At 49.4% G+C, this 26,123-nt stretch carries 20 protein-coding genes and 1 pseudogene; 20 read left to right on the plus strand and 1 reads right to left on the minus strand.

Annotated features, from left to right (window positions below):
• From ACFSUS_RS20710 to ACFSUS_RS20770, 13 genes and pseudogenes are all read left to right on the plus strand, one after another.
• The coding region (locus tag ACFSUS_RS20710) for a PIN domain-containing protein (protein ID WP_381525658.1) at nucleotides 1-197 on the plus strand (197 nt) is incomplete at its 5' end.
• Nucleotides 198-561: 364 nt separating this feature from the next.
• Entirely contained in the window at nucleotides 562-1,287 is a 726-nt protein-coding gene (locus ACFSUS_RS20715) for a DUF4369 domain-containing protein (protein ID WP_381525659.1), read from the plus strand.
• Between the two features lie 506 nt (nucleotides 1,288-1,793).
• Nucleotides 1,794-2,006: a hypothetical protein gene (locus ACFSUS_RS20720; protein ID WP_381525660.1), complete on the plus strand. Its 213-nt coding sequence runs from the start codon at nucleotides 1,794-1,796 to the stop codon at nucleotides 2,004-2,006.
• Between the two features lie 43 nt (nucleotides 2,007-2,049).
• Nucleotides 2,050-3,069, plus strand: coding sequence for a transposase (locus tag ACFSUS_RS20725; protein WP_381525661.1), 1,020 nt, complete (start codon nucleotides 2,050-2,052; stop codon nucleotides 3,067-3,069).
• A gap of 410 nt (nucleotides 3,070-3,479) precedes the next feature.
• Nucleotides 3,480-4,400: pseudogene (locus ACFSUS_RS20730) on the plus strand (DUF4062 domain-containing protein); the annotation flags it as partial.
• Between the two features lie 58 nt (nucleotides 4,401-4,458).
• Complete coding sequence (locus tag ACFSUS_RS20735) at nucleotides 4,459-5,316, plus strand: Rpn family recombination-promoting nuclease/putative transposase (RefSeq protein ID WP_381525662.1); 858 nt, start codon at nucleotides 4,459-4,461, stop codon at nucleotides 5,314-5,316.
• A 271-nt stretch (nucleotides 5,317-5,587) separates the two neighbouring features.
• Nucleotides 5,588-8,185, plus strand: coding sequence for an ATP-binding protein (locus ACFSUS_RS20740; RefSeq protein ID WP_381525663.1), 2,598 nt, complete (start codon nucleotides 5,588-5,590; stop codon nucleotides 8,183-8,185).
• Nucleotides 8,186-8,280: 95 nt separating this feature from the next.
• Nucleotides 8,281-8,553, plus strand: coding sequence for a DUF4242 domain-containing protein (locus ACFSUS_RS20745; protein WP_381525664.1), 273 nt, complete (start codon nucleotides 8,281-8,283; stop codon nucleotides 8,551-8,553).
• A 73-nt stretch (nucleotides 8,554-8,626) separates the two neighbouring features.
• Nucleotides 8,627-10,270, plus strand: coding sequence for a DUF7133 domain-containing protein (locus tag ACFSUS_RS20750; protein WP_381525665.1), 1,644 nt, complete (start codon nucleotides 8,627-8,629; stop codon nucleotides 10,268-10,270).
• Nucleotides 10,271-10,453: 183 nt separating this feature from the next.
• Complete coding sequence (locus tag ACFSUS_RS20755; RefSeq protein WP_381525666.1) at nucleotides 10,454-10,615, plus strand: hypothetical protein; 162 nt, start codon at nucleotides 10,454-10,456, stop codon at nucleotides 10,613-10,615.
• Between the two features lie 100 nt (nucleotides 10,616-10,715).
• Complete coding sequence (locus ACFSUS_RS20760; RefSeq protein WP_381525667.1) at nucleotides 10,716-11,351, plus strand: transposase; 636 nt, start codon at nucleotides 10,716-10,718, stop codon at nucleotides 11,349-11,351.
• Nucleotides 11,352-11,446: 95 nt separating this feature from the next.
• On the plus strand, nucleotides 11,447-12,064 hold the full coding sequence (locus ACFSUS_RS20765; RefSeq protein ID WP_381525668.1) for a DUF6624 domain-containing protein: 618 nt from the start codon (nucleotides 11,447-11,449) through the stop codon (nucleotides 12,062-12,064).
• Nucleotides 12,065-12,428: 364 nt separating this feature from the next.
• On the plus strand, nucleotides 12,429-13,556 hold the full coding sequence (locus ACFSUS_RS20770; protein WP_381525669.1) for a Kelch repeat-containing protein: 1,128 nt from the start codon (nucleotides 12,429-12,431) through the stop codon (nucleotides 13,554-13,556).
• Nucleotides 13,557-13,630: 74 nt separating this feature from the next.
• Here ACFSUS_RS20770 and ACFSUS_RS20775 read toward each other — a convergent pair whose 3' ends face one another.
• Nucleotides 13,631-16,768: an ATP-binding protein gene (locus ACFSUS_RS20775; protein WP_381525670.1), complete on the minus strand. Its 3,138-nt coding sequence runs from the start codon at nucleotides 16,766-16,768 to the stop codon at nucleotides 13,631-13,633.
• A 140-nt stretch (nucleotides 16,769-16,908) separates the two neighbouring features.
• On the opposite strand from ACFSUS_RS20775, the gene ACFSUS_RS20780 reads away from it, so the two are divergent.
• The 7 genes from ACFSUS_RS20780 to ACFSUS_RS20810 all read left to right on the plus strand — a co-directional run bounded on the left by ACFSUS_RS20780 (nucleotide 16,909) and on the right by ACFSUS_RS20810 (nucleotide 26,120).
• Nucleotides 16,909-18,780: a tetratricopeptide repeat protein gene (locus ACFSUS_RS20780; protein ID WP_381525671.1), complete on the plus strand. Its 1,872-nt coding sequence runs from the start codon at nucleotides 16,909-16,911 to the stop codon at nucleotides 18,778-18,780.
• Between the two features lie 128 nt (nucleotides 18,781-18,908).
• Nucleotides 18,909-19,496, plus strand: a complete 588-nt coding sequence (locus tag ACFSUS_RS20785) for a hypothetical protein (RefSeq protein WP_381525672.1) — start codon at nucleotides 18,909-18,911, stop codon at nucleotides 19,494-19,496.
• Nucleotides 19,493-20,587 carry a hypothetical protein gene (locus ACFSUS_RS20790; RefSeq protein ID WP_381525673.1) on the plus strand — a complete coding sequence of 365 codons (1,095 nt, stop codon included), beginning with the start codon at nucleotides 19,493-19,495 and terminating at the stop codon, nucleotides 20,585-20,587. The genes ACFSUS_RS20785 and ACFSUS_RS20790 overlap by 4 nt, the downstream gene beginning before the upstream one ends.
• A 222-nt stretch (nucleotides 20,588-20,809) precedes the next feature.
• Nucleotides 20,810-22,039, plus strand: a complete 1,230-nt coding sequence (locus ACFSUS_RS20795; protein ID WP_381525674.1) for a 4-hydroxy-3-methylbut-2-enyl diphosphate reductase — start codon at nucleotides 20,810-20,812, stop codon at nucleotides 22,037-22,039.
• 160 nt (nucleotides 22,040-22,199) lie between these two features.
• A complete protein-coding gene (locus ACFSUS_RS20800; RefSeq protein WP_381525675.1) occupies nucleotides 22,200-23,858 on the plus strand; it encodes an aminotransferase class V-fold PLP-dependent enzyme in 1,659 nt (552 codons plus the stop codon).
• A 464-nt stretch (nucleotides 23,859-24,322) separates the two neighbouring features.
• Nucleotides 24,323-24,946 carry an SET domain-containing protein gene (locus ACFSUS_RS20805; protein WP_381525676.1) on the plus strand — a complete coding sequence of 208 codons (624 nt, stop codon included), beginning with the start codon at nucleotides 24,323-24,325 and terminating at the stop codon, nucleotides 24,944-24,946.
• Between the two features lie 58 nt (nucleotides 24,947-25,004).
• On the plus strand, nucleotides 25,005-26,120 hold the full coding sequence (locus ACFSUS_RS20810) for a hypothetical protein (RefSeq protein WP_381525677.1): 1,116 nt from the start codon (nucleotides 25,005-25,007) through the stop codon (nucleotides 26,118-26,120).
• The last annotated feature ends 3 nt before the right edge of the window (nucleotides 26,121-26,123 follow it).

Genomic DNA, 26,123 nt, shown 5'->3' on the forward strand with positions numbered 1-26,123 from the left:
TCTCGCGCCGACTCCTCACTCTGACTTGGGAACACTACGCCAAGCGACCGGGTATAGCCGACATGATTATTGCGGCAACTGCTTTAACGTATCCGGTTGAACTGTTCACCTTCAACAAAAAAGATTTCGATTTTGTCGAGGGCATCAGCTTTTACCGGCCTAAATACAAACATCAATACGGTCCTGAATCTGCGTAAGTCGGTTCCCCGGCGACAGGAGGCCGGCCGCGAGGTCAGGCCGACAGCCCAACCGGGCAGGGGCGTAAAGGGCTACGCCCATCAACCCCCGTGGGTGTTGGGTGCTGCCAACATGCTGTAAAGTGAGTGTTTGTGGGCTTCCGTGGGACAAGGATCACGGCTCGAAAAGGAAACCTTAGGCGTCCATGTCGGGCTGGCCTGCGACAGCGTAAACGCCCCGACTGGGCGGCTGTTGGCTCGTTAGGCGGTTTCGGTTGACACCAGAAACGCCCCATTGGGCAAACCTGACACTTGTTAGGGCACTTCTTGGTGACAGCTCAACGGATTTAATTAGGAAGACGATTATCTACCAAAATTTGAGATTATGAGCCTTTGCAAAGTTGTTAGTGCGTTGTTAGTAGGCATAATTCCTCTACTCGCTGTAGGCCAAAGCACGAATGGTGCGTCGATGTACAAAGTCATAGGGAACATAAACGGGCTATCAGAAGGAACCAAAATGTATTTGATTGACGGTAGTAAAAGAAAAGTAATCGATTCGGCAATGGTTAAAAACGGCCAGTTTATAATCGATGGTCATCTTTCCGAACCGGCTCATATCTACTTGCACGCTGGGAAAGGACAGGCGTCTAAAAAGCTGGCCGACATTCTGTTGGACAACCGGACAGTCTATGTGAAAGGTACTAAAGCCGAATATGATAGTGTCGCGGTCAGTGGCTCCGACATTGACCAGCAATGGAAAGACTGGTTGAAAGACGATCAACGAATCGGCTATCAACGGTATCAGGTCAGAAAAGTTTACGAGACCCTTATGAGCAAGAGCGACACCGTTAACGCCCATGCGTTGAAGAAGGTAATGGATGAAATGCAATCCTACCGAGTTGACCTGCTCAAGACATATGTAAAACGCTATCATGATACAGGGGCGGGGGCTGCTTTGCCTAATCTTTGTACGCTTGGGGAGTACTTAACAAAGGCGGATTATTCAGAAATGTACCGAACGTTAAGCCCTGCCTGGCAGCAGTCGCATTTTGGCCGGGAGATTCTGGCTGAAGCGTCTCGCAAGGCCAACGCATCCAATGGCAGTAGATAAGAGTGTGTGCATTTTTATTGCTCGTTGGGGGCTGGTTTGGGGACAGGCTGCCCGCCCCGAGGTCAGCTTAGCAGCCCAACATCCACTGGGTTCGCGGACGAACGAACCCAGAAGAACGCATGAGAATAGAAAGCCCACCTTTGGCCTTATATTTACATGGCTATTGGTAGCCCGTCACAGGGAAGATCGTCTCGTTTGTTGGTGCTTATCAACCCGTCCAACTGCCCGATTTGGCTATTCGTCATGAACGGGTTGACCCGTTCATGCCTTGAGAACCCAACTGGTAGAGGGGCTGCGGCCCCTACTCCGTACATCCTGATTATTGTCTTTCTAAAATAGCCCGCTGATAGCCTTTTTGTTCACTGCTACCCCATTTCGACTATGAAAAAGCAGAACAATCATTTGGCCATGCCCGTCGTCCATCAGCAGGTGGCGGGCATTGATATCGGCTCCCAGTTCCATGTAGTGGCCATTAGCGACAACCCCCAAGCAACACGTTCAGCAGTTTGGCGTCTCCACCGCTCCGGCGGCCCGTCAAAGAACTCTTTCGATTAGCCCAATGGCTGACCGACCACCAGATCAAACACGTTGCTCTGGAAGCCACTGGCGGTTACGAGCGACCCCTGGTCAACCTCCTTCAAGAGGCTGGATTTGACGTATTAGTCACCTCAGGAGCGAATACCGCTCCGGCGGCCCGGCAAAAACTATCGCCGGTTTAAATCCAACACGTCGGATGCCATCCACATCCGCACTCTGCACAGTTTGGGCTTGCTGCCACCGGTCTTCCTGCCTGATGAGTTTTCGACCCTGATTCGGCCCTTAGTTCGACTGCGTCGGAGTCTGGTCGAGGATGCTGCTGACTATATTCGCCGTATCCAGAAGGCTCTGCGGGCGGGTAATGTCCGGCTGGATGCTGTCTTGACGGATACCAATTCGGTATCCGGGCTACGGGTGATTGGGGCCATCTGTCAGGGTCAAGAAAACCCGGTTGAACTGGCGGCTTTGGTCGACAGTGGCTGCAAGAAGAAGCCGGCCGAAATTATTGAACTGTTACGAGGTAACTGGAATGGAGCCATGCGCTTTGAGGTGAGGAGCAACTATCGGCTCTACTTGAATCTCCAGGCCGAAATCGCTGAATTAGACAAGGAGTTGGATCGCCACTTCACCGACCATACTAACGGTATCGACCAGCCTCAAGCCGTGGCCGACCCGACGGTTGGCCGTCAGAAACTGCGACAGTCGCGCAATACCCCTCGATTGCCCATTGAGCAGTATGCTCACAAACTATTGGGCGTTGACCTGAGCAATATACCCGGCTTTGGTCGGGATGCATTGCTGACGTTCATGGCCGAGGTTGGGGAATCAATTGCCAAATTTCACTCAGCCAAAGCCTTTGCCAAATGGCTGGGGTTTACCCCGAACAACAAGGCATCGGGCGGCAAAGTGTTGTCGAAGAAAACCTTGAAAAACAAGTCGACCTTACCGAACACATTTCGGATGGTGGCCAACTCGTTGGGCAACATGAAGAAGCCCAACCCCATGACGGCTTTTTTTCAGCGAATCGCTTACAAAGCAGGCCGGATCAAAGCGATTACGGCCACAGCTCGTAAATTAGCCGTAGTGGTCTCCAAAATGCTGACAACTGGAGAAGCATACGAACCGACGAAGCTGGTACGAGATGCCGAGCAAGTCAAACAGCAACAGATTCGACAGATGAAGAAAAAGCTAGTTAAGTTTGGGATAACAGGAGCAGATTTAGGTCTTTTGCTAACTTGGCCGTAGTCTGATAATGAGTAGGTTAGAAAGCATGCGTACATCCATCCATGTGTGTAAAGGCTCCTGCGTCGCCATCAGCACATGGAGGTGTTGGGTGATGCCAAACAGCCAGTGATTCAAAGTCCAGCGTTCGGTCGACAAGTCGCCCGGCTCGATAGGGTGCTTTCGGTTCGTTAGCCGGCTGGCGTGTGACAGCGTAAACGCCCCAAACGGGCCAGCTTGTAGGTTTCCATTTCGGTGTTCCGGGCGACACAGGAAACGCCCCGTTAGGCAAGACGGGATTTTTAATCAGCTTTTTGCAAACCAACTAAGTCTGAAATATTTGATGTACGAACGTGTATTCAGAGCGTATAGAGTTAGTTTTGAATATGAAAAAATTACAAGTTTTTGTATCATCCACCTAGAGTGATTTATTAGAAGAGCGTCAGGCTTGCGTCGAAACTATTCTTCAGGCAGGCCACATACCAGCAGGTATGGAGTTATTTGCAGCAGGAAGCGAAACGCAGCTTGAAACAATAAAAAGATGGATTGATGCTTCCGATGTGTACATGCTCCTTTTAGGAGGCAGATACGGTTCTTTGGACCCTAAAACCAAACTTGCTTATACAGAAGTCGAGTATAGATACGCTCTTGATAGGAAAAAGCCGGTTTTCGCGGTCGTCATGTCAGATGGCTATTTGGATGCCAAAATATTGCAAGCTGGTAGATCGGTGCTTGAGCAGGATAACGTTGACAAGTACCGGAAATTCAAAAGGCTAGTACAGTCAAAAATCGTCAAATTCTTTGATAGCTTGGACGGCATCAAATTGGCTATTTTTCAGTCAATGATTGAAATTGATAGCCGTTACAATTTAGAAGGCTGGGTTAGGGGAAGTGAGGTCATTGATATAAAGCCTCTTATAAACCAAATTTCGGCTCTTACACAGGAAAATGCTGATTTGAAGAAAGAGATTGCCAGCCTACGCAAAAACGGCGTAAAGCAATCAAAGTCGAAACGAACTTTGAAACAGTTTGAGCTACAAGGAACTATGCACACGGTTGAGCATTGGCGAGACATGCTAACTAAGGTGCTAGGAATCTTTGCCGAGCAAAAGCGATTCAAAGACCCGGATGTGTTGTTGAATTTAAACAATAATCGAGCAACATTTTTTACGTTCGATGAATCGAAGGTCAGCCGACCTCATAAAATTCCTTTGACAAAACTATACTTGGGTACTCACCAAAGCCCTGACAGTTTTCAACGATTAACACGATCAGTTGTCGAAGCAGTTGGTTTGCCTGAAAGCTCTTTCAGAATAATTGGAGAGTTACCTAATCCTAGTGCAGACTCAGACTAAAGCTGTAGCTCATAAACACCAGCAAAGGTATTTACCGAGTTTCCAATAGCTTTGCGACATGGAAACCGGCATTTACATTCCCATTATTTCGGACTATGGCTTCAAAGCCACGTTCGGCAACGAAGCCGATAGTTTATTTCTTCGCAAGGCTTTACAGGCACTCATCAAGTCGGATACGCCTATTCGGGAAGTACATTTTGACAAAAATGCGTTTGAGGCACTGACCGTTGACAGCCGAAGCGGGATTTTTGACGTAGCTTGTACTGATGAGCAGGGCAATCACTTCATCGTGGAGATGCAATTGGGCTATGCTCCCCATTTTGTGCAACGTATGAAATTCTACGCCCTCCACCGCTTTAACCCGTTGGTGGAACGCGGTGAGTTTGACTACGCCAACTTGCCCAAGCTGTACACCATCGCCTTCTTGGAAAAAAGCATCTTGCCAGTGGCACACTTTCACACAGTGGCAAATCTGAGAAGCGAATCCGGTGAAATCATTGATAGCCAAATGACGTTTATCATCGTAGAATTGGCTAAGTTTAGCAAGCAAGTAGCTGACATAGAGACTGATTTAGAGAAACTGGTTTATACCATGAAGACGCTCCATACGACCGAACCGACACAATACCCTGCTTTCTGGAACGAGGAATGGCTACGGCGAGCCATTGATGAGTTGGACACCCGGAAGATGACCCCGGAAGAGCGGGCCTACTTTGCCCGTGTGACAGCAGCCAATGCTGAAGCGGTCAAGGCTGAGAAGCAGAAAATTCGGGAAGCTGTAGAACAAAACGAACAATCTGTAAAAGCGGAAACGGTCAGAAATTTATTGGATTTGAACATTTTGAGTGTCGCTCAGATTGCAAAAACCGTTGGCGTGACTGAAGATTTTGTACGCAAGCTCTCCGGCGACAGGTAGCAGGCCGCGAGGTCAGCATTGACAACCCAACCGTCCATGTGCGTCAAGGCTCCTACGTCGCCAGCGACACATGGGGTCGTTGGGCGCAAGGTCCCCAGAGTTGTTTCAATCTCAGCGTCCAGGGGCAACATAAACGCGCAGGTTGGGCAGGTTTACCCTCTACATTTAGGCTACCAAACGATTGAAAAAATGCCTACATTAGTGGGTCTAACCTAGACAGACAAAGGTAGATTATCGGCGATCTGGCTGGTTGACCAACCGCTACGGCAATATGGGACTAATCGAGCGAGCAGAATTTCTGGCTTCCCTGCACGTACAGTTTGAAAAAACGAGTCAGGGTGAAGGGCATTGTGTATTCATTGCTGGAGAAGCAGGAATTGGCAAAACCTCATTAGTAAAAGCCTTCTGCCAGCCGCTGAAAGACAGTTGCCAACTTTATCTGGGCACCTGCGACGCTTTATTTTCACCACGTCCACTGGCGCCCTTGTATGACATCGCCTTGCAGATGGGCAATCATCTCTGGGAAAACAGCAAGACCCTTGACGACCGGGCAATCTTATTTTCTCAGTTTTTTGGGGCATTAAGCTCCCCTAGGCAACGGGGTATTCTTGTCTTTGAGGATATTCACTGGGCAGACGAGGCTACGCTGGATTTTATCAAGTTCTTTAGCCGGCGAATCACGCAAACGGCTTGTCTGTTTCTGCTTACGTATCGGGACAATGAGATTCATGCCCGCCATCCGCTCAGAAATGTGCTGGGTGAGTTAGTACCAGGCTCTTTCACCCGGCTCACGTTGCCATCGTTGTCTAAGCAGGCGGTTGAAAAACTGGCCCAGGAAAAAGGCTACAAGGGCGAAGACGTCTATAGCATATCGGGTGGCAATCCGTTCTATGTCCAGGAGATTTTGGCCAGCTACAGCCCTGGTATTCCGGATAATATCAAGGATTCAATCCTGTTCGTGTATAACCGGCAGGACGAAACCACAAAGTTCATCTGGGAAATCCTGTCTGTACTGCCCACTGGTCTGGAAAGCAACTACCTCGTCAGGTTAGACACCCCCTATGAAGCCGCTATTGAGCGCTCGCTGGAGTCACGTATTTTACTCCTGCACGAAGGACGGCTTCAGTTTAAACATGAACTGTATCGCCGAACGATTGAACAATCGTTGTCGCCTTTAAAACGAGTTGCCCTTAATAAACGAATACTGGATTTATTCCGCCTGAGTTTCGAGGAAAGCGGGCAAATCGAACGCATTATTCACCATGCGAAAAATGCGAATGAATACGAATTAGTGGCCCACTATGCGCCGTTAGCCGCCCGTCAGGCCGCATCCGTCGGCGCTCATATCGAAGCTTCTAAACTGTATTTATCGGCGATAGAATACTACCAGGGAGCGGACAAAGACGTATTACTCCACTGGTATGAAGCCTACGCTTACGAATGTTACTTAACCAACCAGATTAAGGAAGCCATCATCTACCAGGGAAAAGCCTTAACGATATGGCGGCAGAAGGATGACCTGGTACAAGTGGGAAACAGCCTGCGGTTTCTGTCCCGCCTGTGGTGGTTTGAGGGCAACCATGCTCAATCTGAACATTACGCATTAGCCGCCATTACGGCCCTGGCCGACCAGCCTGACTCGTCTATCAAGGCAATGGCGTACAGTAATCTTTCGCAGTTATACATGCTCCAAAAGAAAAAAAGGGAGTGTTTGGTTTGGGGTGCTAAAGCCATCGACATGGCGACCAGGATGAAGGATGACGAAACGCTCTGTCATGCCTTGAACAACACCGGTTCGGTGCAGTTGCGAAGTAGTGAATCGCAACAAATCGGCCGATCATTGCTGGAAGAAAGCCTTCGTATTGCCTTGGCTAACGGGTACCATGAGCATGTAGCGCGCGCCTATACGAACCTGATCAGTATTTACATTGCCACTAAAGACTATGAGCTGGCCGCTGAGTATATGGATGAGGGACTGCGGTATTGTGAGGAGCGGGATCTTGATTCATGGACCACGTACAAACTTTCCTGGAAAGCCCGGATGTTATTCGAGACCGGGGCGTGGAGCCAAGCAATGACTATTTGCCAGCACTTATTACAGAATCAAGCCCAACCGCCCGTGGTTAAAATCGGGACCCTGACCATACAGGCCACCATCGGCATGCGGTGCGGGGAGCCACTGGCAAAAGAATGGCTGGATACAGCCAAGAAAATGGCTTTTGCCACTGAAGAATACCAACGGGTCTTGCCCGTCATGATTGCCCTGCTTGAACTGGAATGGCTTACTGATGAGTGCCTCATCAGTGATGATGAAATTGACCAAGTAGCCACCATGCTCCACCAGGTCGATGAGTTACCACTCACGAGTGAGTATAATTTTTGGTTGCAACTGGCCCGACGACCGCTTTTGACCATTACCTCCTTGTCGTTGCCTTTTGAGTTGGTCACCGAGGGTAAAGTGGCCGAAGCGGCTCAGTACTGGCAAGCCAAAGGCTGTGCTTACGAAGCGGCAATTGTGCTCTTTCAGGGAACGGATGCCCAGAAAAGGGAGGCCCTGAAAATGGTTCAAGCCTTCGAAGCAGTGGCTACGATCCGTCGGATGAAGCAAGACATGCAATCAGCGCGCGTTAGAAACATTCCGCGGGGAAAACGCCCGAGTACTAAAAGCAATCCGGCCGGGCTCACGAATCGGGAACTGGAAATTTTGCAACTGTTACGCCAAAGCCTGCAGAACAAAGAAATTGCCGACCGGCTTTTTATATCGGCCAAAACCGTCGACCATCATATCTCCTCCATTCTTGGTAAGTTGAATGTACATTCCCGTGCGAAGGCTGTACAGGAAGCCTTGCGGCTGGGCATTCTAAAATAGGGAATCCGGCCCCCTTAAATAGGGAAAATATCTGACAAGAAACGCCTTCCGCCGGCAGACCTTTGTGGACATCAATCATCTAAAAATGTCCTTGTATGAAAAAGTTTGTGATCGAACGGAATCTGCCCGGCGCGGGCAATCTGTCAGCGGAGGAATTACGCTCTATTTCTCAGACGTCCTGCAATGTGATTGGCGAAATTGGAAAGTCCTATCAGTGGGTTCAATCGTTTGTGACCGAAGACAAAATTTACTGCATTCACCTGGCCGAAAGCGAGGAGGCCGTCCGCGAACATGCCCGATTGGGAGGCTTTCCCGTTAATTCGGTCAGCGAGGTAGTGACCATCATTGATCCGATAACCGCCCAATAGCTGCTAATCCAGAACTATCGAAAGAGGCTCCCCAAACGGTCATGCGTTTGGGGAGCCTCTTTCGACAAACGGTATGAACGCAACCAGACACTATCCGCGCGTAGTGATACAAAAGGCTATAGCTATCGTTTCGGCCATTGGATTCATTACCCTGCTTACAGGCACGGGTTTAACCAGCTTCACCCTCCTGAAATCAGTAATGCCTAACCAACTCAGGCATGTTGATACAACTATATCGGTATATGGACCTTACAGAGCCATAAAGCTACCCATCACCAAAGGAGTAAAAATTGCCAACCCAATTCAGGTAAAGCTCGGCCCCCAGGGTGTACTCTATGCCGCCAACCAAACCGGCGAAGTGTACTCGCTGCGTGACACGGACCAGGACGGGCTGGAAGATATGGCCTTCATGTATTGTAATGTCAGGGAGTTTGGTCTGCGTTCACCATCGGGGTTCGCTCATCGGGGCGATACCATTTACGTAGGAACGGCGCAACAGATTCGGGCCTTTCTTGATACAAACAAAGATGGAAAAGCCGATACAAGCTGGGTAGTAGTTAACAACATACCCCATAGCGAACACCCCTACGAATGGACCACCGGTTTGTGTTTCGGCCCCGATGGCTGGCTGTATTTTGCCTTGAGTACCGATTCGTGGAATGCCGCGCCTTCGCCGGACCCCAATGGGTACCGGGGCGCTATTTTGCGGGTATCGCCCGATGGTAAAAAAGTGGAGCGGGTTGCTACGGGCATCCGGTCAGTTTACGGAATGAGCTTTAATGGGCAAGGCGATTTGTTCTTCACCGATAACGAAGGCGGTGGCAATCCGAAGGAAGAGCTGAATCGGCTGGTGAAAGACAGCTTTTATGGCCATAATCCGTCAAAATACGCTTACGAATCGATAACAGCGCCGGTGCATACGCTGGAAACCGAAACGGCTCCTTCCAGCATTGAGTTCAACCGGGTCGGTAATGATTTTGGAGGTACCGGAGGTAATTTATTCATCGCTTTTTACGGCCCGGGCGAGCGGTGGACACGTGGCGGGGTCAGCCGCATTCAGATAGAACGGTTAACCGATGGCCGCTATACGTATAAAGAGTTTCCTGTAGCCGACATTCCCAAGCTTTCGGGCTTAGCATTCGGTAAAGATGGTTCGCTGTATCTGGCCAATCATGGCAAAGCCGATTACTGGTATAATGCCGTTTATGAGAACCAGGGCAGTTTCTATAAACTGGTGTATGACCCAACTTTATTAGCTGCATCTATAAAAATCCGAAAAGTGCCGGACCGGTCGTTTTCAAAAAATTCGGTGGAAGCGGGTAAGCAGTTGTTTGCTGAACGGGCTTGCCTGGGTTGCCATCAGGTAGATGGCATTACCGAATTATTGGGGCCTAATCTTAAAGACGTAGCCAGTCGATTGACTCGCGCCGAGATTTTAGAAGAAATCCTGAAGCCGTCAGCGCGAATTAAACCCAGTATGATGGCGGTACGTGTCACTAAGAAAGACGGCACCGTCTTGATTGGCCGAGTGGTAAATTCAAATGAACACTATATCTCCCTTATGCTAATTGGCAACCAGATCGTCCAACTACCACGCCAGGCAATTGAAAAAACGGTGAATGAACCTAAATCACTGATGTACGAAGGGCTTCTCACCCCTCTAACGGATAAACAACGGGAAGCGCTGTTGGATTACCTGGTTAGTTTGAGCAATTGAGACGGCTTTAAGCTTTCATTGCCAGCTAATGGCTGCCAAGGCAACGTCCCACTTGGCTGGTTTTGACAAACGGAGCCACTTCCTTGCGACACGAGAAACGCCCCTGTGGTTGTGAGTATTTCGGAGTAAACTGGTTCAGCGTCAATTTAGGTGAATCCTAATACTTTTCTTTGTTGAGTGGGTATGGACCTGTCCCCACTCTTGCCTCCTGGATTCCTGTTCTGTAACGAGAAAGTCGCCTACGATTCGCTCGTCATTGGGCTAATCGCCACCGATGCGGTTGGTACTTGCCCGCTCTGTTTGACGCCCACCAACCGAGTGCATAGTTTTACCAACGAACTTTAGCCGACCTACCTATGAGTGGTAAACGCATTAAGCTCCAGGTGCGGCTACGCAAGTTTTTCTGCCCACTGACCGACTGCCTTAGCAAAGTATTTGCCCAATCATGCCACTCCGTCTGCCCCCCCGCCCCAAGTCAAAACGATCGAATCTGCTGACCTATAAAGCTTACCTGCGAAAACGATGGGTAGAAGGCGAAACCAATGTTAAGGTGCTCTTGGAAGAGATTAAAGCTCAGGGCTACAACGGAGAATATACCATCTTGACCACCTTCTTAGCGGATTATCTGCGTTTAGTCCAGGAGCCCGGCCTACCGCCCGCTCAGAAAGGGGTTCGCTACTCATGTCGGCAAGTAAGTCGGTTGCTGGGGCTGCCTGAATGCGACTGGCCGGAGAAGGAACGGGCTTTTCTAAGTTATCTGGTAGGCCAAGACGAGGCTATTGGCCAGGTACGCGACTTATGTCTACGTTTCAAAGTGATGATAAAGGACAAAAAGCCCGATGAGTTAGCGCTGTGGTGTCAGGATGCGAGTGTCTCGGCCGGGTTAAGTAACTTTGAGAAGGGTCTTCGTCAGGATTACTCAGCGGTGCAGCAAGCGATTGGTTCCGTTTGGAGTAATGGCCAGACAGAGGGACAAGTAAACTGGCTCAAAACGCTGAAACGGCAGATGTATGGCAAAGCCCGTTTCGACCTGCTACGCATCCGGGTGTTGGCTCGAAATAGAACTATTCACCTAAATTGACGCTGAACCACTTTGGCCGGAATACACAGCCCTCCGTGCGAGACGGTAAAGAGCATTAGTAGGTATGTTAATCGTTTATCGGTTCGTTTAATACGATGGAGATATTGTACCCTGACATTGCACAAGAGCTAATCGAACGACGTAATCACGACCTTGACGTTAGACAACGATTGATTACGGAAGGAAAGCTGTTTCGTGGGTATAACCCGGAAATGGAAGAGGTACATCTCGATAATGCCCGGCAACTTCAGGAAATAATTGTTCAGATTGGCTGGCCAGCCCAGGAGCAGGTTGGAGAAGAAGCCAGTCAAGCAGCGTGGTTAATTGTCCAACATGCCATTAGCTTGCCTTCGTTCATGAAAAGCTGTCTTGCCTTGATGAATGAACAAGAGAAAACCAGAACCATTGATCCCGTCAATGTGGCTTTTCTGTCAGACCGAATCGCCATGTATGAGAATCGTCTCCAATCGTATGGTACTCAGTTTGTAAGTGATAGTCAAGGCCAGCTTATTGCTTACGAGCTTGACGACTCCGTCGACCAGGTAAATCAGCGTCGTCAACAGTTAGGATTAAACACCATTGAGGAGCGATTAGCCGAATTGACAGCCCAGATGAACGTCGAGCAGAAGAACCAACCAGCGGCAACCGAAAGACAACGGGAGAAAGCAGAGTATGATGCCTGGCGCAGAAAGGTAGGTTGGCTTTCTGATTAGTTCTCTGTATATCGAATAGTTTACCAGCAACAGGGCCCACGTCTTAACATCGGGCAAACAGCCCAACTCGTGAGTGGGTCAAGGTAGTTGGCACGTGCTTTGTCGCTGTTGATTTGCCACCTTATTAACAATTGGAGCGTTAGACAAATTGTAAAATCAGTGCTTCTCTTCTCATTAACTGACACAACCTTTCATGAAGATCGTGCGACGTTCGAATTAATTTACGGAATAACCTAAAACAATTGCCGACAGTCTTTTCGGCGTCTCGAACATCAAGTAAGACGGCTCATAAAGGTATTCAACTCGACGAAATATAGATGTTTTGATGTACACAGTAACCAGAATATCGCCAGTTTGTAGAAATATGTACTTATCTGTTAATCGTTTTCTTTCAGTCTTTTTTCTTCTGAGCTTTGTCATCTACTGGCTTAGCGGCTGTGTGACGGATCACATTAATCCGCCAATTTCACTAAAATCAGCTCCCTTAGTACCACCGACTACAAGTGGCCCCAGCGGACAGGCATATGCCATGCAAGTGGGAACCAGATGCTTTTTACTTGACCAACAGCAAACATTCTGGCAGTACGATCCCGTTACTCGCTCGTATACAGCAAGAACACCCCCTCCCGAACTGCCCAATTTTGATAACAGTGGGTTTGCAGCAGTAAAGCTGTTTGCCTTCTCTTCCAGCGATAAAATTTACTTTGGTGGTCAAAGTATCATTGCAGTACCAGGCACTAACGACTTTCCGGTCTTTCTGTACGTTTATAATCCGGCTACTGACAGCTGGGCTTCGTCAAATCCTTTGCCGGGCAATGGTACCCCCTACCCCGAAGCTCAAATCTCGTTTTTTGCCAATGGAAAGGGATACGTTTGTTCCTTCGTCACTGAAATCGTCAATGGTGCGTTGAGTAATACGTATAAGGTTTACTGTTCCGAATATGATCCTGGAAAATCTCAATGGACGAAACGCTTTGACACTCCTTTACTCCTCCCTCCAGGATTAACTTACGGGACCCCGAGTCAGGCGGTAGTGATTGACGGTAAGGCATATTGGGTTGTTAACGCCTACCCTACAGCGAAAATAGGAAAGTCGCTGAGCAGTGAAGATGGATTTGCCTGCGTTTATGAATTGAACCCGCAGACCAATGAACTAGTACTCAAACTAACAACGAACCCATTTGGGAGTGGTATGGCTGTAGCTCCTTATTTTAGACTTGGCTTATCAGCAGCCAATAAATTGTGGTTACTGAATGAGGGGAGCTTCGACCAAGGTAATCCTGTTGCCAATCAATTATTCTGGTATGATCCGGCAACAAATCAGCTGAATCGTACATCGGTCAGTTTATTGATTGCTCCCAACAAATCACTCTCATGGTCGGTTGGTTACGCGATTGATAATCACTTGTACATTGGCCTGGGGGAATATGGCTTCGTTAATGGTACTCCCGCCGGGCTTGAAAACGGATTTGCAGAATTTAATGTAAAATAGCCTAAGGCAGACTAAGCATTGTAGAACCGGGGGTCGGTGCTTTCAGACCACAGGCTATATGGATGGGCTTCGCTCTATACTTTCAATTTGGCGGGTGGGTAGCCGAAATGCTCCTGAAATACTTTGGTGAAATGCGAAGGTGAACTATACCCGACTCTAAAGGCTGCCTGCGCTACGTTGAATTCGCCCGTCTGCAACAACTCAGCGGCTTTTTCGAGCCGGACCCGATGAATGAAGCGGTTGGTACTTAAGGTAGTGAGCGCGGTCAGTTTACGATGAAGCTGCGTACGGCTCATGCCAGCCTGGTTAGCCAGCCAGTCAACATCCACTGTTTCTTTTTCAACATGATCAATAATAAGTTGGCGCAGCCGATCCACGAAACGGGCTTCTTTTTCCAGAAGTGCCTCCGACGGTTCCACCAGTACTGTCTCGCTGGATGACATCCGATGGTTGAGTCGCTGCTGCCAGTTTTGGCGGGTACGGAGGCAATTAGCGATACGTAGGTTTAGCTCGGCTAAGCTGAATGGTTTACCGACGTAGTCATCAGCTCCAGCACCTAACCCCTTTAGTCGGCTATCGTAAGATGATTTAGCGGTTAGCAGAATAAGGGGGATATGACTCGTTCGTTCATCCGACTTCAGGCGCTCCACCAGTTCATAGCCATCCAGCTCGGGCATCATTACGTCACTAATGATCAGATCGGGCACTTCGCGTAGCGCCTGGTCAATGCCCTGACGTCCATTTTCGGCGACCAATACCCGGTAATAAGCGGATAGGTAATCAACCACATGCGCCCTCATTTCGGCGTTATCCTCCACAATCAGCACTAGTGGTTGGTTAGTGTCTTCGGCCTTTTCATTACTTCCATTACCTACCATAAGCGGACGAAGCTCTACTGCACGGGCCCCAACCGAATGTCTATTCAAAACCTGATGGGAAGCAGGGCTCAATGGATGTTGTTCAGTGCCCGGCGGATAAGGAATGTCACGGTTCAAGGGTAACTCGACCGTGAAAACGCTCCCCTGCCCTAGCGTGCTTTTAACCGTAACGCTGCCGCCTAACCACTCCGTCAGCTCCCGAACCAAGGCCAGCCCAATACCGGTGCCCGAGTAAGCCCGTGTCGTACTGGCGTCGACCTGATGAAACCGCTCGAAAATACGTGGCAACTGGTCGGCTGGAATGCCGATACCCGTGTCGGCTACCCGCAGCACAAAGCGATGCGTATCGGTAATTTGGCAATCGACCCGTACATGCCCGCCACCTGGCGTAAACTTCAGGGCATTAGCCAATAGGTTATAAACAATCTTTTCAAACTTGGTATCGTCAAAGTAATATAGCTGTCCGCCCTCACTGTCGGGCGGTGGTTCAGCTTTCCATTGCAGGTCAATGTTTTTTTGCTCAGCCAGCCCGGTAAACTGACTCACAATCAGCCCCAGGAAGGCTAACGGATCACCGAGGTGGGCGTAATGATCGAGCTTGCCCGCGTCGAGCTTCGCCATATCGAGGGTTTCGTTGATGAGCCTCAACAACTGATTGGCATTGCGTTGAATAGCGTTTAGCCGCTCCTGATGTCGTTGACTCAGCGACGCGTCCGTTAACTGCTCGGTGGCGTTCAGAATGATGGTCAATGGCGTGCGAAACTCGTGGGTTACGTTGGCAAAGAACTGGCTCTTAAATTCGTCTAGCTGGCGCAGACTGGCGGCTTCACCTTCGCGTCGGGCCAACTCCTGCCGTAACTTCTGGCGCCGATTCTGGGCGCGGACGAGCCAGAATAGCAGACCGGCCAGACTAACAAACACAAAGGTCCTGAACCAGATGGTTTTCCAGAAAATAGGTTTTACTTCAATCAATAAACGAGCAGGTGTTGATTCCCAACCACCAGGACCGTTTTTATTAAACAGAAAATAGTACTGGCCAGGGGGCGGCTGGTAAGTAGCAATTCCAATCTTGTCAAAATAAATTGCCCAATCCTTGTCATACCCGTCGAGTTTGTATCGAAAGTAAGATTTTTTCAATTCGGCGAAGGCCGTAAATCGGAATTGTACAAAATCACCTTCCTGCATCGTAATACGGGGTTGCCCCGTCGAATCGCGTTGATACCGATCTTCAATAGTATGTTCGTTTTCGATGAGTCGGGTACCATTTATGAGCACATCGAGAATATTGAACGAATCAATGGGCCGCAGGCGACTTAAATCATACGCATACAACTGCTGCATGGTGCTCACTAATAGGCGGCCGGGCGATGAAGGTGATTGCTGACTGATATAAATACTAATAACTTTCTCGGCAGGCCGGGGAAAATCGATACGTTCCAGCAGACCGAGCCTGGTAATGCGGCAGACCATCACCCCCACCGAGAAATAATCGTTGCCTAGTTGATCGGGCACAAAACTCTGTGTCCACATCCGGCTGGTTGGCGTTGGCAGCGGCAACAGTATGTTGCGAACCTTACCCGTGGTGGGAGTTAATATATCAATTCGGTTGAACCGGCTAATCAGCACATCGCCGTTATCGCGCACCCGCAATGCCGTAATCTCCTCATCGTCATCAGACGGCTGCTGATCATCGCGGCCATACGTCTGCCGCTGCTTAGTGCGCGGATCGATCACATTTAACTTGGTCGCGGTACTAAACCATATCCGACCGTCGGGCCCTTCGGTCAAGCACCTGACCGTTATATGTTGGGGAACGACATGTTCAAAAGCCAGTGTTTGAGGATTCACGCGAAGCAGTCCATGATCGAGCACGCTGATCCAAAAATTTCCCCGCCGATCGAGCAATAGCTGGTTAATACTGTACTTGCCTAGGAATGACCGCACGACAGGGGCCGTATCGGGTAAGCTGGTAACCTGCTGTCTCATGGAGTCAATGTACACGAGTCGTTTGTCGGAAGCCGGGCTGTTCTGAATCAGCCAAATACGCCCACCAGCGGTGCGGGTTACGTAGTTATAATGCGCATGCTGATTCTGGGTCGTATCGTCGTAATAAGCCCGCAGCAGCCGGCCTTCCAGATGCACAGGCTTCCGCCCCGCGTATAAAAGCCACAGTTTTTCCCGCCGTTCAGGAGTCACTCCCCCCCCAAACAAGTCAAACTCCTGCGGCTGAACCAGCTGTTGAGGAGCTGGTGGAAGCATAAACTGCTGGGCTCGTAATTGTTCATTTATAACAATAATTAGTAACAAAAACAGGCAATAAACGAGTGGCTTCATCGGGATGCTGGAGCAGACCGTTAAATATACAAAAGCTAAGTATATGAAAATGGAACAAATGAGCTAATAATGGTTCAATTGTGGTAGACTTTGGCTGGTGGAAGCGAGAAATTCATGCTCCAACCCAATCCTTCCTACTCATGTTAGTTACCTGTACCAACCCTGACAAAGTTGTCCGCGTTTGTTACTCGTTATGTTTGCTCTGTTGGTTGCTCATGCCTAGGGCAGGCTCGGCGACCCCCTTTCCTCAACGAATTCGGCAGGCAACACCGGCCAATCGCGTGAACATGGTATTCAATCATTTTGACACCTGTTCGGTACTCACCAAAAATCAGCCATACGCCTTTCGCTTATTAGATACACTCCATAGCATTGGCGAACAAACGCAGGACGACCGCCTGATTCGGTACTGCCGACTCATCAGGGATACGTATGCTAAAAACAGTAATCTCAGCAACGCTCAGAAAGCAGCTCTGTTCTTAAGGGTAGGCCAAAAAGCTACGCAAGATGACGATCTCCAGATAGCGGCTATATGTCAGCACTTTGCGGGACAATACTACTTTCTCAATGAAGAATATGGTAAAGCATTTGAACACTTGCTGGCAGCGAACAAAGCTTTCCGCGAAATTGGACCGGAGCGCATTCCTGAACTAAGCCGGTACCTCTACGAGCTGGCCTTTAATTATTATTACTTCGGTGACTACAAGAAAGCCATCGAATTACTGAATGAGTCGGCCCGCTATCCGGCGTTCAGCGACAACCTGGCGATCCAAACCTATAACACGTTGGGTATGGCCTACACCCGGCTCAGTCAGCCTAAGAATCCAACTGGCCTAAAACTAGCCGAACGAAGCTATGACAAAGCACGACAGGTGGCAGCCTCCTATAACGACTCGTTATGGATCGGCATTACCTACGCTGGCTTAGCCGATGTATATAAGCAGCAACGTAAGTGGGGGGCGGCCCTGGCAGCGCTCAAGATCGACTATGCTATTGGCCTGAAGTTTGGCGGCCATCGCGTATTGCCGAACCAAACGGCGCTGAACATAGCCGCTATTTATGCGCAGCAGCGGCAATGGGATAGCTGTTTTTATTTTCTTCAACAATCCATGAAGCTTTACCGACTCAACTTAATTAACCCTACGTTTGTCGCCTTTGGAAGAAGCCTGCGCGACGAACAGTATCTAAGAGACTATTACGACGTAGGGCGTAAATACTATCAGGCTATGAACAATCTGCCTAAAGCGTATGTGTGTATGGATAGCCTGACTCTCTTGAGCGAACGTATCAACGAACGCTATGAATCCAGGCAGATTTCGTTGGCCGAGCAGAAATTACTTATTCAGAAACACCAGCTAAAAGTGGACGCTATGCAGAAAGAAAAAAACACCGAGCGGCTCCTGTTCTGGATTTTTGGGGTAATTCTAACCCTGGTGGCCCTGCTATTTTTTCTGCGTTTCCGGTTCGTCCGCTCCATGCGCCGACAAGACCAGGTTATCAATGCCGAAAAAGAGAAGTCACTACGTTTAGAGAAACACATTATAGAAGACGAACTCCACCGGGCCAAGACCGACTTAGCGTTCTTTATGGACAATCTGAACGAAAAAAATACCCTGATCGATACGATTACGGCCGAACTCAAAGCACTATCTCAAAGTCAGCTCAAGAGCACCGAACGGCAGCAGTTCGCAGAAGCGCAGCAAACTCTACTCAACTCAAGTCTGCTGACCAACGAGGACTGGGACGAATTTCGGCGACGGTTTGAGCGGGTACACCCGAGCTTTTTTGTACACCTGAAGAATCAATTCATCGACATTAGCCCCGCTGAAGAACGACTGTTGGCATTATCTAAGCTTCGGGTGAACACCCGCCAGATGAGCCGGATGCTGGGCATTTCAACTGATTCTATACGTAAAGCCAAATATCGAATGCGTAAAAAGCTGGGCGCGGCAGGGGCCTCCCATTTGGTAGACCTGTTAGCCGAAGAAAACGCATCTTCGACTTATGCCTGACAATCAACAGATTAACCTTTTGTCTACGCTTTTGTCCACGGTCAATACTAGGTAATTCATAAGGTTTAGGGCTTGCTTTGTCTCGTTCAAGCGAAACGAACGCCAACTCCTATAAAGCCCTAAACCTTATGAATACTAATGAATCAATCATCATTGTCGGTAGTGGCATTACTGCCCTTGTTTCTGCCTTAAAAGCCGTCGAGCAGGGACTGACAGTTACCATGCTTAGTAAGTCGCCCTGCACCCGCACATCGGAAGCTGGTCAGTTATTTCAATCGTCAACCCACGATGGTTCCTTCAATCGGTACATCACGTCAACGGAAGGCCATCCCTATCTTGACCTGGACGGCTATGTGACACAGATGTACCCAGATATTGCCAGCGATTTCGAAAAGACAATTGCTGAAGGAGGTATGCTAGCCTTACCGGCAGCGGAGTTCAGTCCGGAAACGCAACGCTTCCTCAACAAACGGAAAGTGATTAACCAATCCATTAAGAACGACCGACAGGCCTGGCTACAGAACGAGCAACTATTTAAAGAGTACGTTGCCGAAAACATCTCCAGCATGAAACTGTGGTATCAGGAACTGGCCCTGTTTTTAACCGAAACGCCCGAATTGGCGCAGGAGCTTTCGTTAAGCGTAGGCATTCACCGGTTTTACGATGAAAAGACTTATTCGAAGGGGCCAAACGAACGCTTGGCAGCCAGGGGATGATAAAAGCCTCATTCTACAACGATGAAGCCATGCTTAACCCTGAGTTTGCTGCTTATCAGGCGGGCATCGAAAAGGAATCGTTCATCAAAGGCGGGGCGCTAATCATGCATGGACTCGCCTTTAACATTAAAGCCATAACCCGATTCATTCTGGCTAAGCTCGAAAAAGCAGGGGTAGATTTTCGCCTGGGTCCCGATCATGAAGTGACGCAGGTGGTTTATAACGCACACAACGAGGTAGAAGGCGTGGTTACCCGCGACGGTCATCTCCATATTTCGAGGCATCTGCTGTTTCATGGCGGAGCCTATATTCAACCAGGCTTGTTCAGGGGCGAAAATGCGGACCAGCATATATGCGGCATGAAAGGCTTCTGGGCGCACATTACCGGCAAAACTGCTGAGCGACTGATTCGTGGTATGGGCCTGACTCCCAAAGCCTGCAAAATTCACGGAGGCAAGATGCAGATTACGGTAGACGGCGAGGCTTATCTATCGCAAGTCGCCGATTTAAATGTTGAGCCGGTCATTCTTGAAAAAGAGAACGGTGAAACTGAATACACGTTATGTATTGGCAGCGGGTACCTGTTTGTAGGCACTTACCCTTTTGAAGGCGATAACGACGTACCCAAGAATGACACGCAACAAGCAGAGCGAATCCAGGCCATCCGAAAATCTGAGAAGCTGGCGATTGCTGGTTTTTGGGAAGTGGTCAGACGAGTGTATGATTTGGACATTACGCTCGAAGATGGTCTGGCCCGGAAGCATCCGGATGTTAGGATTCTAGAAAAAGGATGCATTCGGTCCTGGAGCGTCGATGACAGAGAACTCCGCATTGTTCAGAAAACATCTAACGGCGGTGTCATGATTGTGCACGGTGGCGGTAACACCGGCAGCACCACCAAATCAATGTTTGAAAGCACGGTGGCCATGCAGTTTATTTCAGAATTGGATGCTGCCGATTCGGCCAGTGAATTAGTCAGTCACTATGAAGCCCTTCGGGAGTCGCTACGTAGCGAAGCCGGTGCGTTGAATGCAGAAAGCTGGTCGGCTTTAGAGGAAGACCTTAACGCTGCGCTTTATCAGCTCTATTGACCTTGAAGAGACGTGCCTTTTTAGATGGTGCATATGAACGAGGCAATGAGCTATTCCTGGTAGACAAAAAGGCCAAATACGGTTTGCTTTCCGTTTTTCAGCCTTTGTGCGTTTGTCTACGCTTTTGTCCACACCCACAACTTGGCATTTTCTGGTCAGTCTGCGTGCTTTGAATCCGTCAAAGCAATGCTGTATTAACGCTATATCTACTCCCAACTATCGATGAAAACCTTCGACATTCCCGCTTACTACCGCAGTGCCATCCTTACGCCCGTCAAAGCGTATCGGCAGAAACAAGATAAGCTCAAGCGGGATTTCACGCCTACTCTGCTCGATTTTGGGCCGGTTCGATTCTGGCTGGCGCGGCATTTTGGTTTCTGCTACGGTGTCGAGAACGCCGTCGAGATTGCGTACAAAGCCATCGCCGAAAATCCCGGTAAGCGTATCTTCCTGCTGAGTCAGATAATTCATAACCCCGACGTGAATGCGGACTTACAGAGCCGGGGCGTACGTTTTCTCCTGGATACGCAGGGCAACCAGCTTATTCCCTGGTTTGAGCTGAACGCCGATGATATTGTCATCATCTCCGCCTATGGTGCCCCGCTCGAAACTGAACAGATGCTGACGGCAATTGGGGTTAACGTCAAACAGTACGATACAACCTGCCCGTTTGTTACTAAAGTTTGGAACAAATCAGCCCAGATTGGTCAGAAAGCCTATACCGTGGTGGTGCATGGCAAGCCCTTACACGAGGAAACCCGCGCTATTGTTTCCCGAAGTCAGGTAAATGCCCCCACCGTAGTGGTAAAGGATATGACGCAGGCTCAACGACTGGCCCTGTACATGACCGGTGCCCGAACGTCGGCTGAATTTTTTGATGAGTTTGCCGGTCAGTTTTCCGCCGGTTTCGATCCGGTTCGGGATCTACAGCGTATTGGCGTCGTTAATCAAACAACGATGCTGGCTTCCGACACGCAGGGTATTGCCGACTACCTGAAGCAGGTGTTGATTCAGCAGTACGACCTGCACAGGCCTGATTTAATAGAAACCCATTTTGCCAATACCCGCGATACCCTTTGCTACGCAACCAATGACAACCAGGAAGCCGCCTACGAGTTGCTTACCCACCCGGCCGATCTGGCTATCGTTGCCGGGGGCTATAACAGCTTAAACACGTCCCACCTGGTTGAGCTTTGCGAAGAAAAGCTGCCGACCTACTTCATCAATTCGGAGCAGAAGATTCTGACCAACTCGCTCATTAAGCATTATGACCTGCACAGCAGGCAGGAGGTCGTGACAGGACGGTTCTTACCAGACACTGATCCAGTAACCATTGCACTGACTTGCGGCTCTTCCTGTCCTGACTCGGTGGTAGAAGGCATTTTGCTACGCATCGTTTCATTTTTCCCGAACGCGAGGCCGATTGAGGAGGTTCTGGCTGAATTGGCCTAACCGGTAAAAGACTTTGTTGCAAACTATTGATTTTAAACACTTTACTTTCCGGCATTGGTAACTCGTAGCTCCTCTTTTTTATCCGTTACAATGCCCTTACCCCCTTATCAAGCAATAAAGATTGTAACTGACCTTATTCACTTCTACTCCTTTACCTTTCATGGAAACTGTATCAAAAGCTTCTCTGGTAGAGAAAATCTACCAATCGCAATATTGCACTCATCAATGCATTTCGGGGCCGTTTGGTAAGCGTCTCATTACGTATGCCGATCATATTGCTTCGGGTCAGAGCTTAATCTTCATTGAAGAATACCTACAGGACGTTGTACTGCCAACCTATGCCAATACCCATACGGAGGCATCTTTTACGGGTCGCCAAACGAGCCATTACCGGGAAGAAGCGCGTCAGTTTATTAAGCAATCCGTGAACGCAGGGCCCGATGACGTTGTCTTGTTCTGTGGGTCAGGCTCTACCAGTGCCATCGACAAAGTGGTTCGCCGGTTGCAAGTCGACCGATTCCATCGGCAGAATAAGCCAGTTGTATTTTTAGGCCCCTACGAACACCATTCCAACCTTCTTCCCTGGCGAGAGGGCAACTTCGATGTCGTACAGATTCCGGTTGACAAAGAGGGACTCATTGATTTACACGTCCTCGAAGAAAAACTTCAACACTATCAATACACGGCTCGCCCCCTGATCGGTAGCTTTTGGGCTGCGTCTAACGTAACGGGGATTCTGGCTCCGGTGGATTCAATCACGGCCCTGCTTCACCAGTACGGTGCACTCTCATTCTGGGATTATGCCGCTGCCGCCCCCTACACGAAAATAAACATGAATCCGGGTACTATCTTGAATAAAGACGGGGTCTTTATTTCCGCTCATAAGTTCGTAGGCGGTCCCAGTACTCCAGGTATATTAGTGGTCAAAAAGCATTTGTTTAATACCAGAGTACCGACCATGCCAAGCGGAGGAACGGTACATTTCGTAACCAAAACACAGCAACGCTATTTTGAAGATATCGAAACCCGCGAAGAAGGAGGCACTCCAGCCATTATTGATTCGATCCGGGCCGGTCTGGTATTTAAGCTGAAAGATACCGTTGGGGCGGACTATATCGAAAAACGGGAACGTAATTATATTACCAGAGCCATCCATCAGTTTAAGCAACATCCCAACGTGTATATTCTGGGCAATACCGATGTGGCCCGACTAGGCTTTTTAGCGTTTCACATTCGCTGTGCCGATCGGTTTCTGCATCACAATTTCGTGGTAGCGCTTTTGAATGATCTGTTTGGCATTCAGGCCAGAGGAGGGTGTAGCTGTGCTGGTCCCTACGGGCATGATTTGTTAGCCTTAAGTGAAACCAAATCGCAGGCGTACATGGACGAATTAGCCACTGGCAATGTGGGTAGCAAACCGGGTTGGGTACGCTTAAATTTCAACTATTTTATTCCAGAAGCTGAATTTCTGTTCATTGTAGACGCTATTCTCTGGCTAGCCACTCATGGTTGGAAACTGCTGAATTTCTACGAATTTGACGACCAAACGGCTCTTTGGCACCCACTTGGCTATAAAGCACCGGTTAGCTCACTCAGCAATTTTTTGACCCACAAACAAGCCGCTGCTTCTAAAACGGCAATTGATCGAGTCAACGAGTATGAATCGTATCTGCAACAAGCCAACGCCCTTGCCGGGCAAGCTCTGATGGAATGGCCAGACGTGACGACGCAGACGTATAGGTACTCACAGGTGACTAATCCCCTCCGGTGGTACGCGTTGGCCGACGACATGGTTGTAGAAGATACTATTGCAGTTTGACATCAAGCGCGTCAATCAGTTACTCGGCAGTCAGACCAGATCTGTAACTATCAGGCGCTCCGCCTGAAAAGCCAGCTATACTTCACCACAATACGCAGCTGTTTCACGGATAATTACTGTTTTGTCCAGGTCTTTGTCTACGGCTTAGAATAGGTTCGCAGTTAAGCATTTTATTGCGGGTGAGCACACCTACCCAGAGCCAGGTAATAAAGGTAGTTAAAGCCCACTAAGAGCTTCGATTAGTACTAAACGTTTTGAAAGCCGGGCTCTTATGGGTCCGGCTTTTTTGATCCTTCCTACTCCATTCCAACAGGATCTATCCACCTCTTGCGGCCTTCTCTCATTTGTCCACGCTTTTGTCCACGCTTTTTTTTAGGGTTTTCGCCATTAGTCAGCCTCTTTTGTCGGGTCAACGACACCGACCGTCCTGTCTATATCCAATACTATAACGTTACGCTGCCTTTATGATTCATCCCGACACCTACCTGAAAAACACCCCGAAAGGCTTAGGCTTATTTGCCAAACGACGCTTCGAGCGCGGAACCATACTCTGGATTGCCGACGACATCGATGCCAGGATACCGCTCTCTGACTACCTATCCCTCGACACCTTACAACAGGAAAAGTTGAATATTTATAGTTACCTGGACTACCAGAACCGGGTGATCATTCCCTGGGACGAGGGCAAATATGTTAATCACTCCTGCGCGCCCAATTCCACCGGTATTCTGGAGTTCGATAACATCAGCATTGCCCTGCGCCCCATTGAAGCCGACGAAGAAATCGTAGAAGATTACTCTTGTTACTTCGGCCATTTCGAATCGTTCCGGTGTCAGTGTGGGGCGCCCAACTGCCGGGGTACGGTTTCGCAAATCAACTCCTACCGGCCTGATTTACGACTATGTCTGACCGACATCCGGTCTGCCTTACTTAACCAGCAACAACTGCTGCTCAACGTCAAGTCATCGGAAAACGACGCTTTTTTTGATCTGCTTTATGCTTATGCACCGACGCATGAACCGGCAGTGGCCGAAAAGGCAGAACGCGCTTTTCAATTAGTGACCCGCATCAAACCACTCTGGCCTTAAGCCCTGCGCCACGGGTCGATTGCTCTCAACTCTCCCACTTCAGTAACGACTACTCACTATGCCACTGAAACAGGATCAGCCCACCGTCGCCACTAAAGCCGCTTCGTTGGCCAAACGCTCTGCCATGTTAGTTGGCAGTCTTCCGTTTGCCAACGAAGAGACCTGTATGAAACGCGCCCTCGACGCCCTCGGCCCTACGTTATTCTGTTTACCCGATGGTGAAATTGGCGAAAAAACGCCCTCGTTCCCCAAAGGAAACCGCATTGCCTGGGTTGTTTATGCCATTGAAAAGCTGACCCAGGATAAGAGCAGCTGGCAGATTGTTAAAGAACCCATTCGTGGAGCCGATGGCATGGCCGTCAATTACGACAGCTTTCAGAAGTTGAAGCCCCGCTACTCCCCCACCGACATGCCCCAGCACGTTCAGTTGGGGTACGATGATTTTTTTCAACGGAGCTATCCGATCTTCAAACGTCTGCGCCAGCAGCACAAACTCCCGGATCTGAAATTTCAACTGGGCGTGCCAACGGGGTTTGCCATGGGCTTTGCCTTCGCCAGTCCCATTACCTGGCTGCGGTACACCTACGCCTTCAATACGGTTATTGCCCGCGAGGTCAATGCCGCTCTGGCAGAAGCAGGCCACGACGTTATTGTCCAGATCGAGGTGCCGCCCGAGTTATACGCAGCCTATAAACTTCCCACTCCATTGCTGAAACTGGCGCTGCTGCCCATCCAGGATTTGTTGAGCAAGATTACGCCCGGTGCCCAGATTGGGATACACCTGTGCCTCGGCGACTTCCATAACGAAGCGCTGGTACACCCGAAAGCGTTGGGCAAAATGGTGTCTTTTTCAAACCGATTAGTGCAGGAATGGCCCAGCCAGCACAAGCTGGTGTATGTGCATTATCCGTTTGCCGAAGGTATGGTCCCACCCGCCACTGAAGCCAGTTATTACGCTCCGCTCAAACACATCCAACTGCCGGTTGACACGCGCTTTGTAGCCGGTTTTGTGCACGAAAAGCGAACCCTCGCCGAAAACCGGCATATTCTGAACAGCATCGAAGCCGCGCTGGGCAAAACGGTAGATGTAGCCTCCTCATGCGGACTAGGACGCCGGACACCCGATGTAGCTAAAGACTTATTGTCGCTCACCGCTCAGCTAACCCAAGCCTAACCT

Origin of the sequence: Spirosoma soli (assembly GCF_042684525.1) — a bacterium.
Classification (GTDB): domain Bacteria; phylum Bacteroidota; class Bacteroidia; order Cytophagales; family Spirosomataceae; genus Spirosoma; species Spirosoma soli.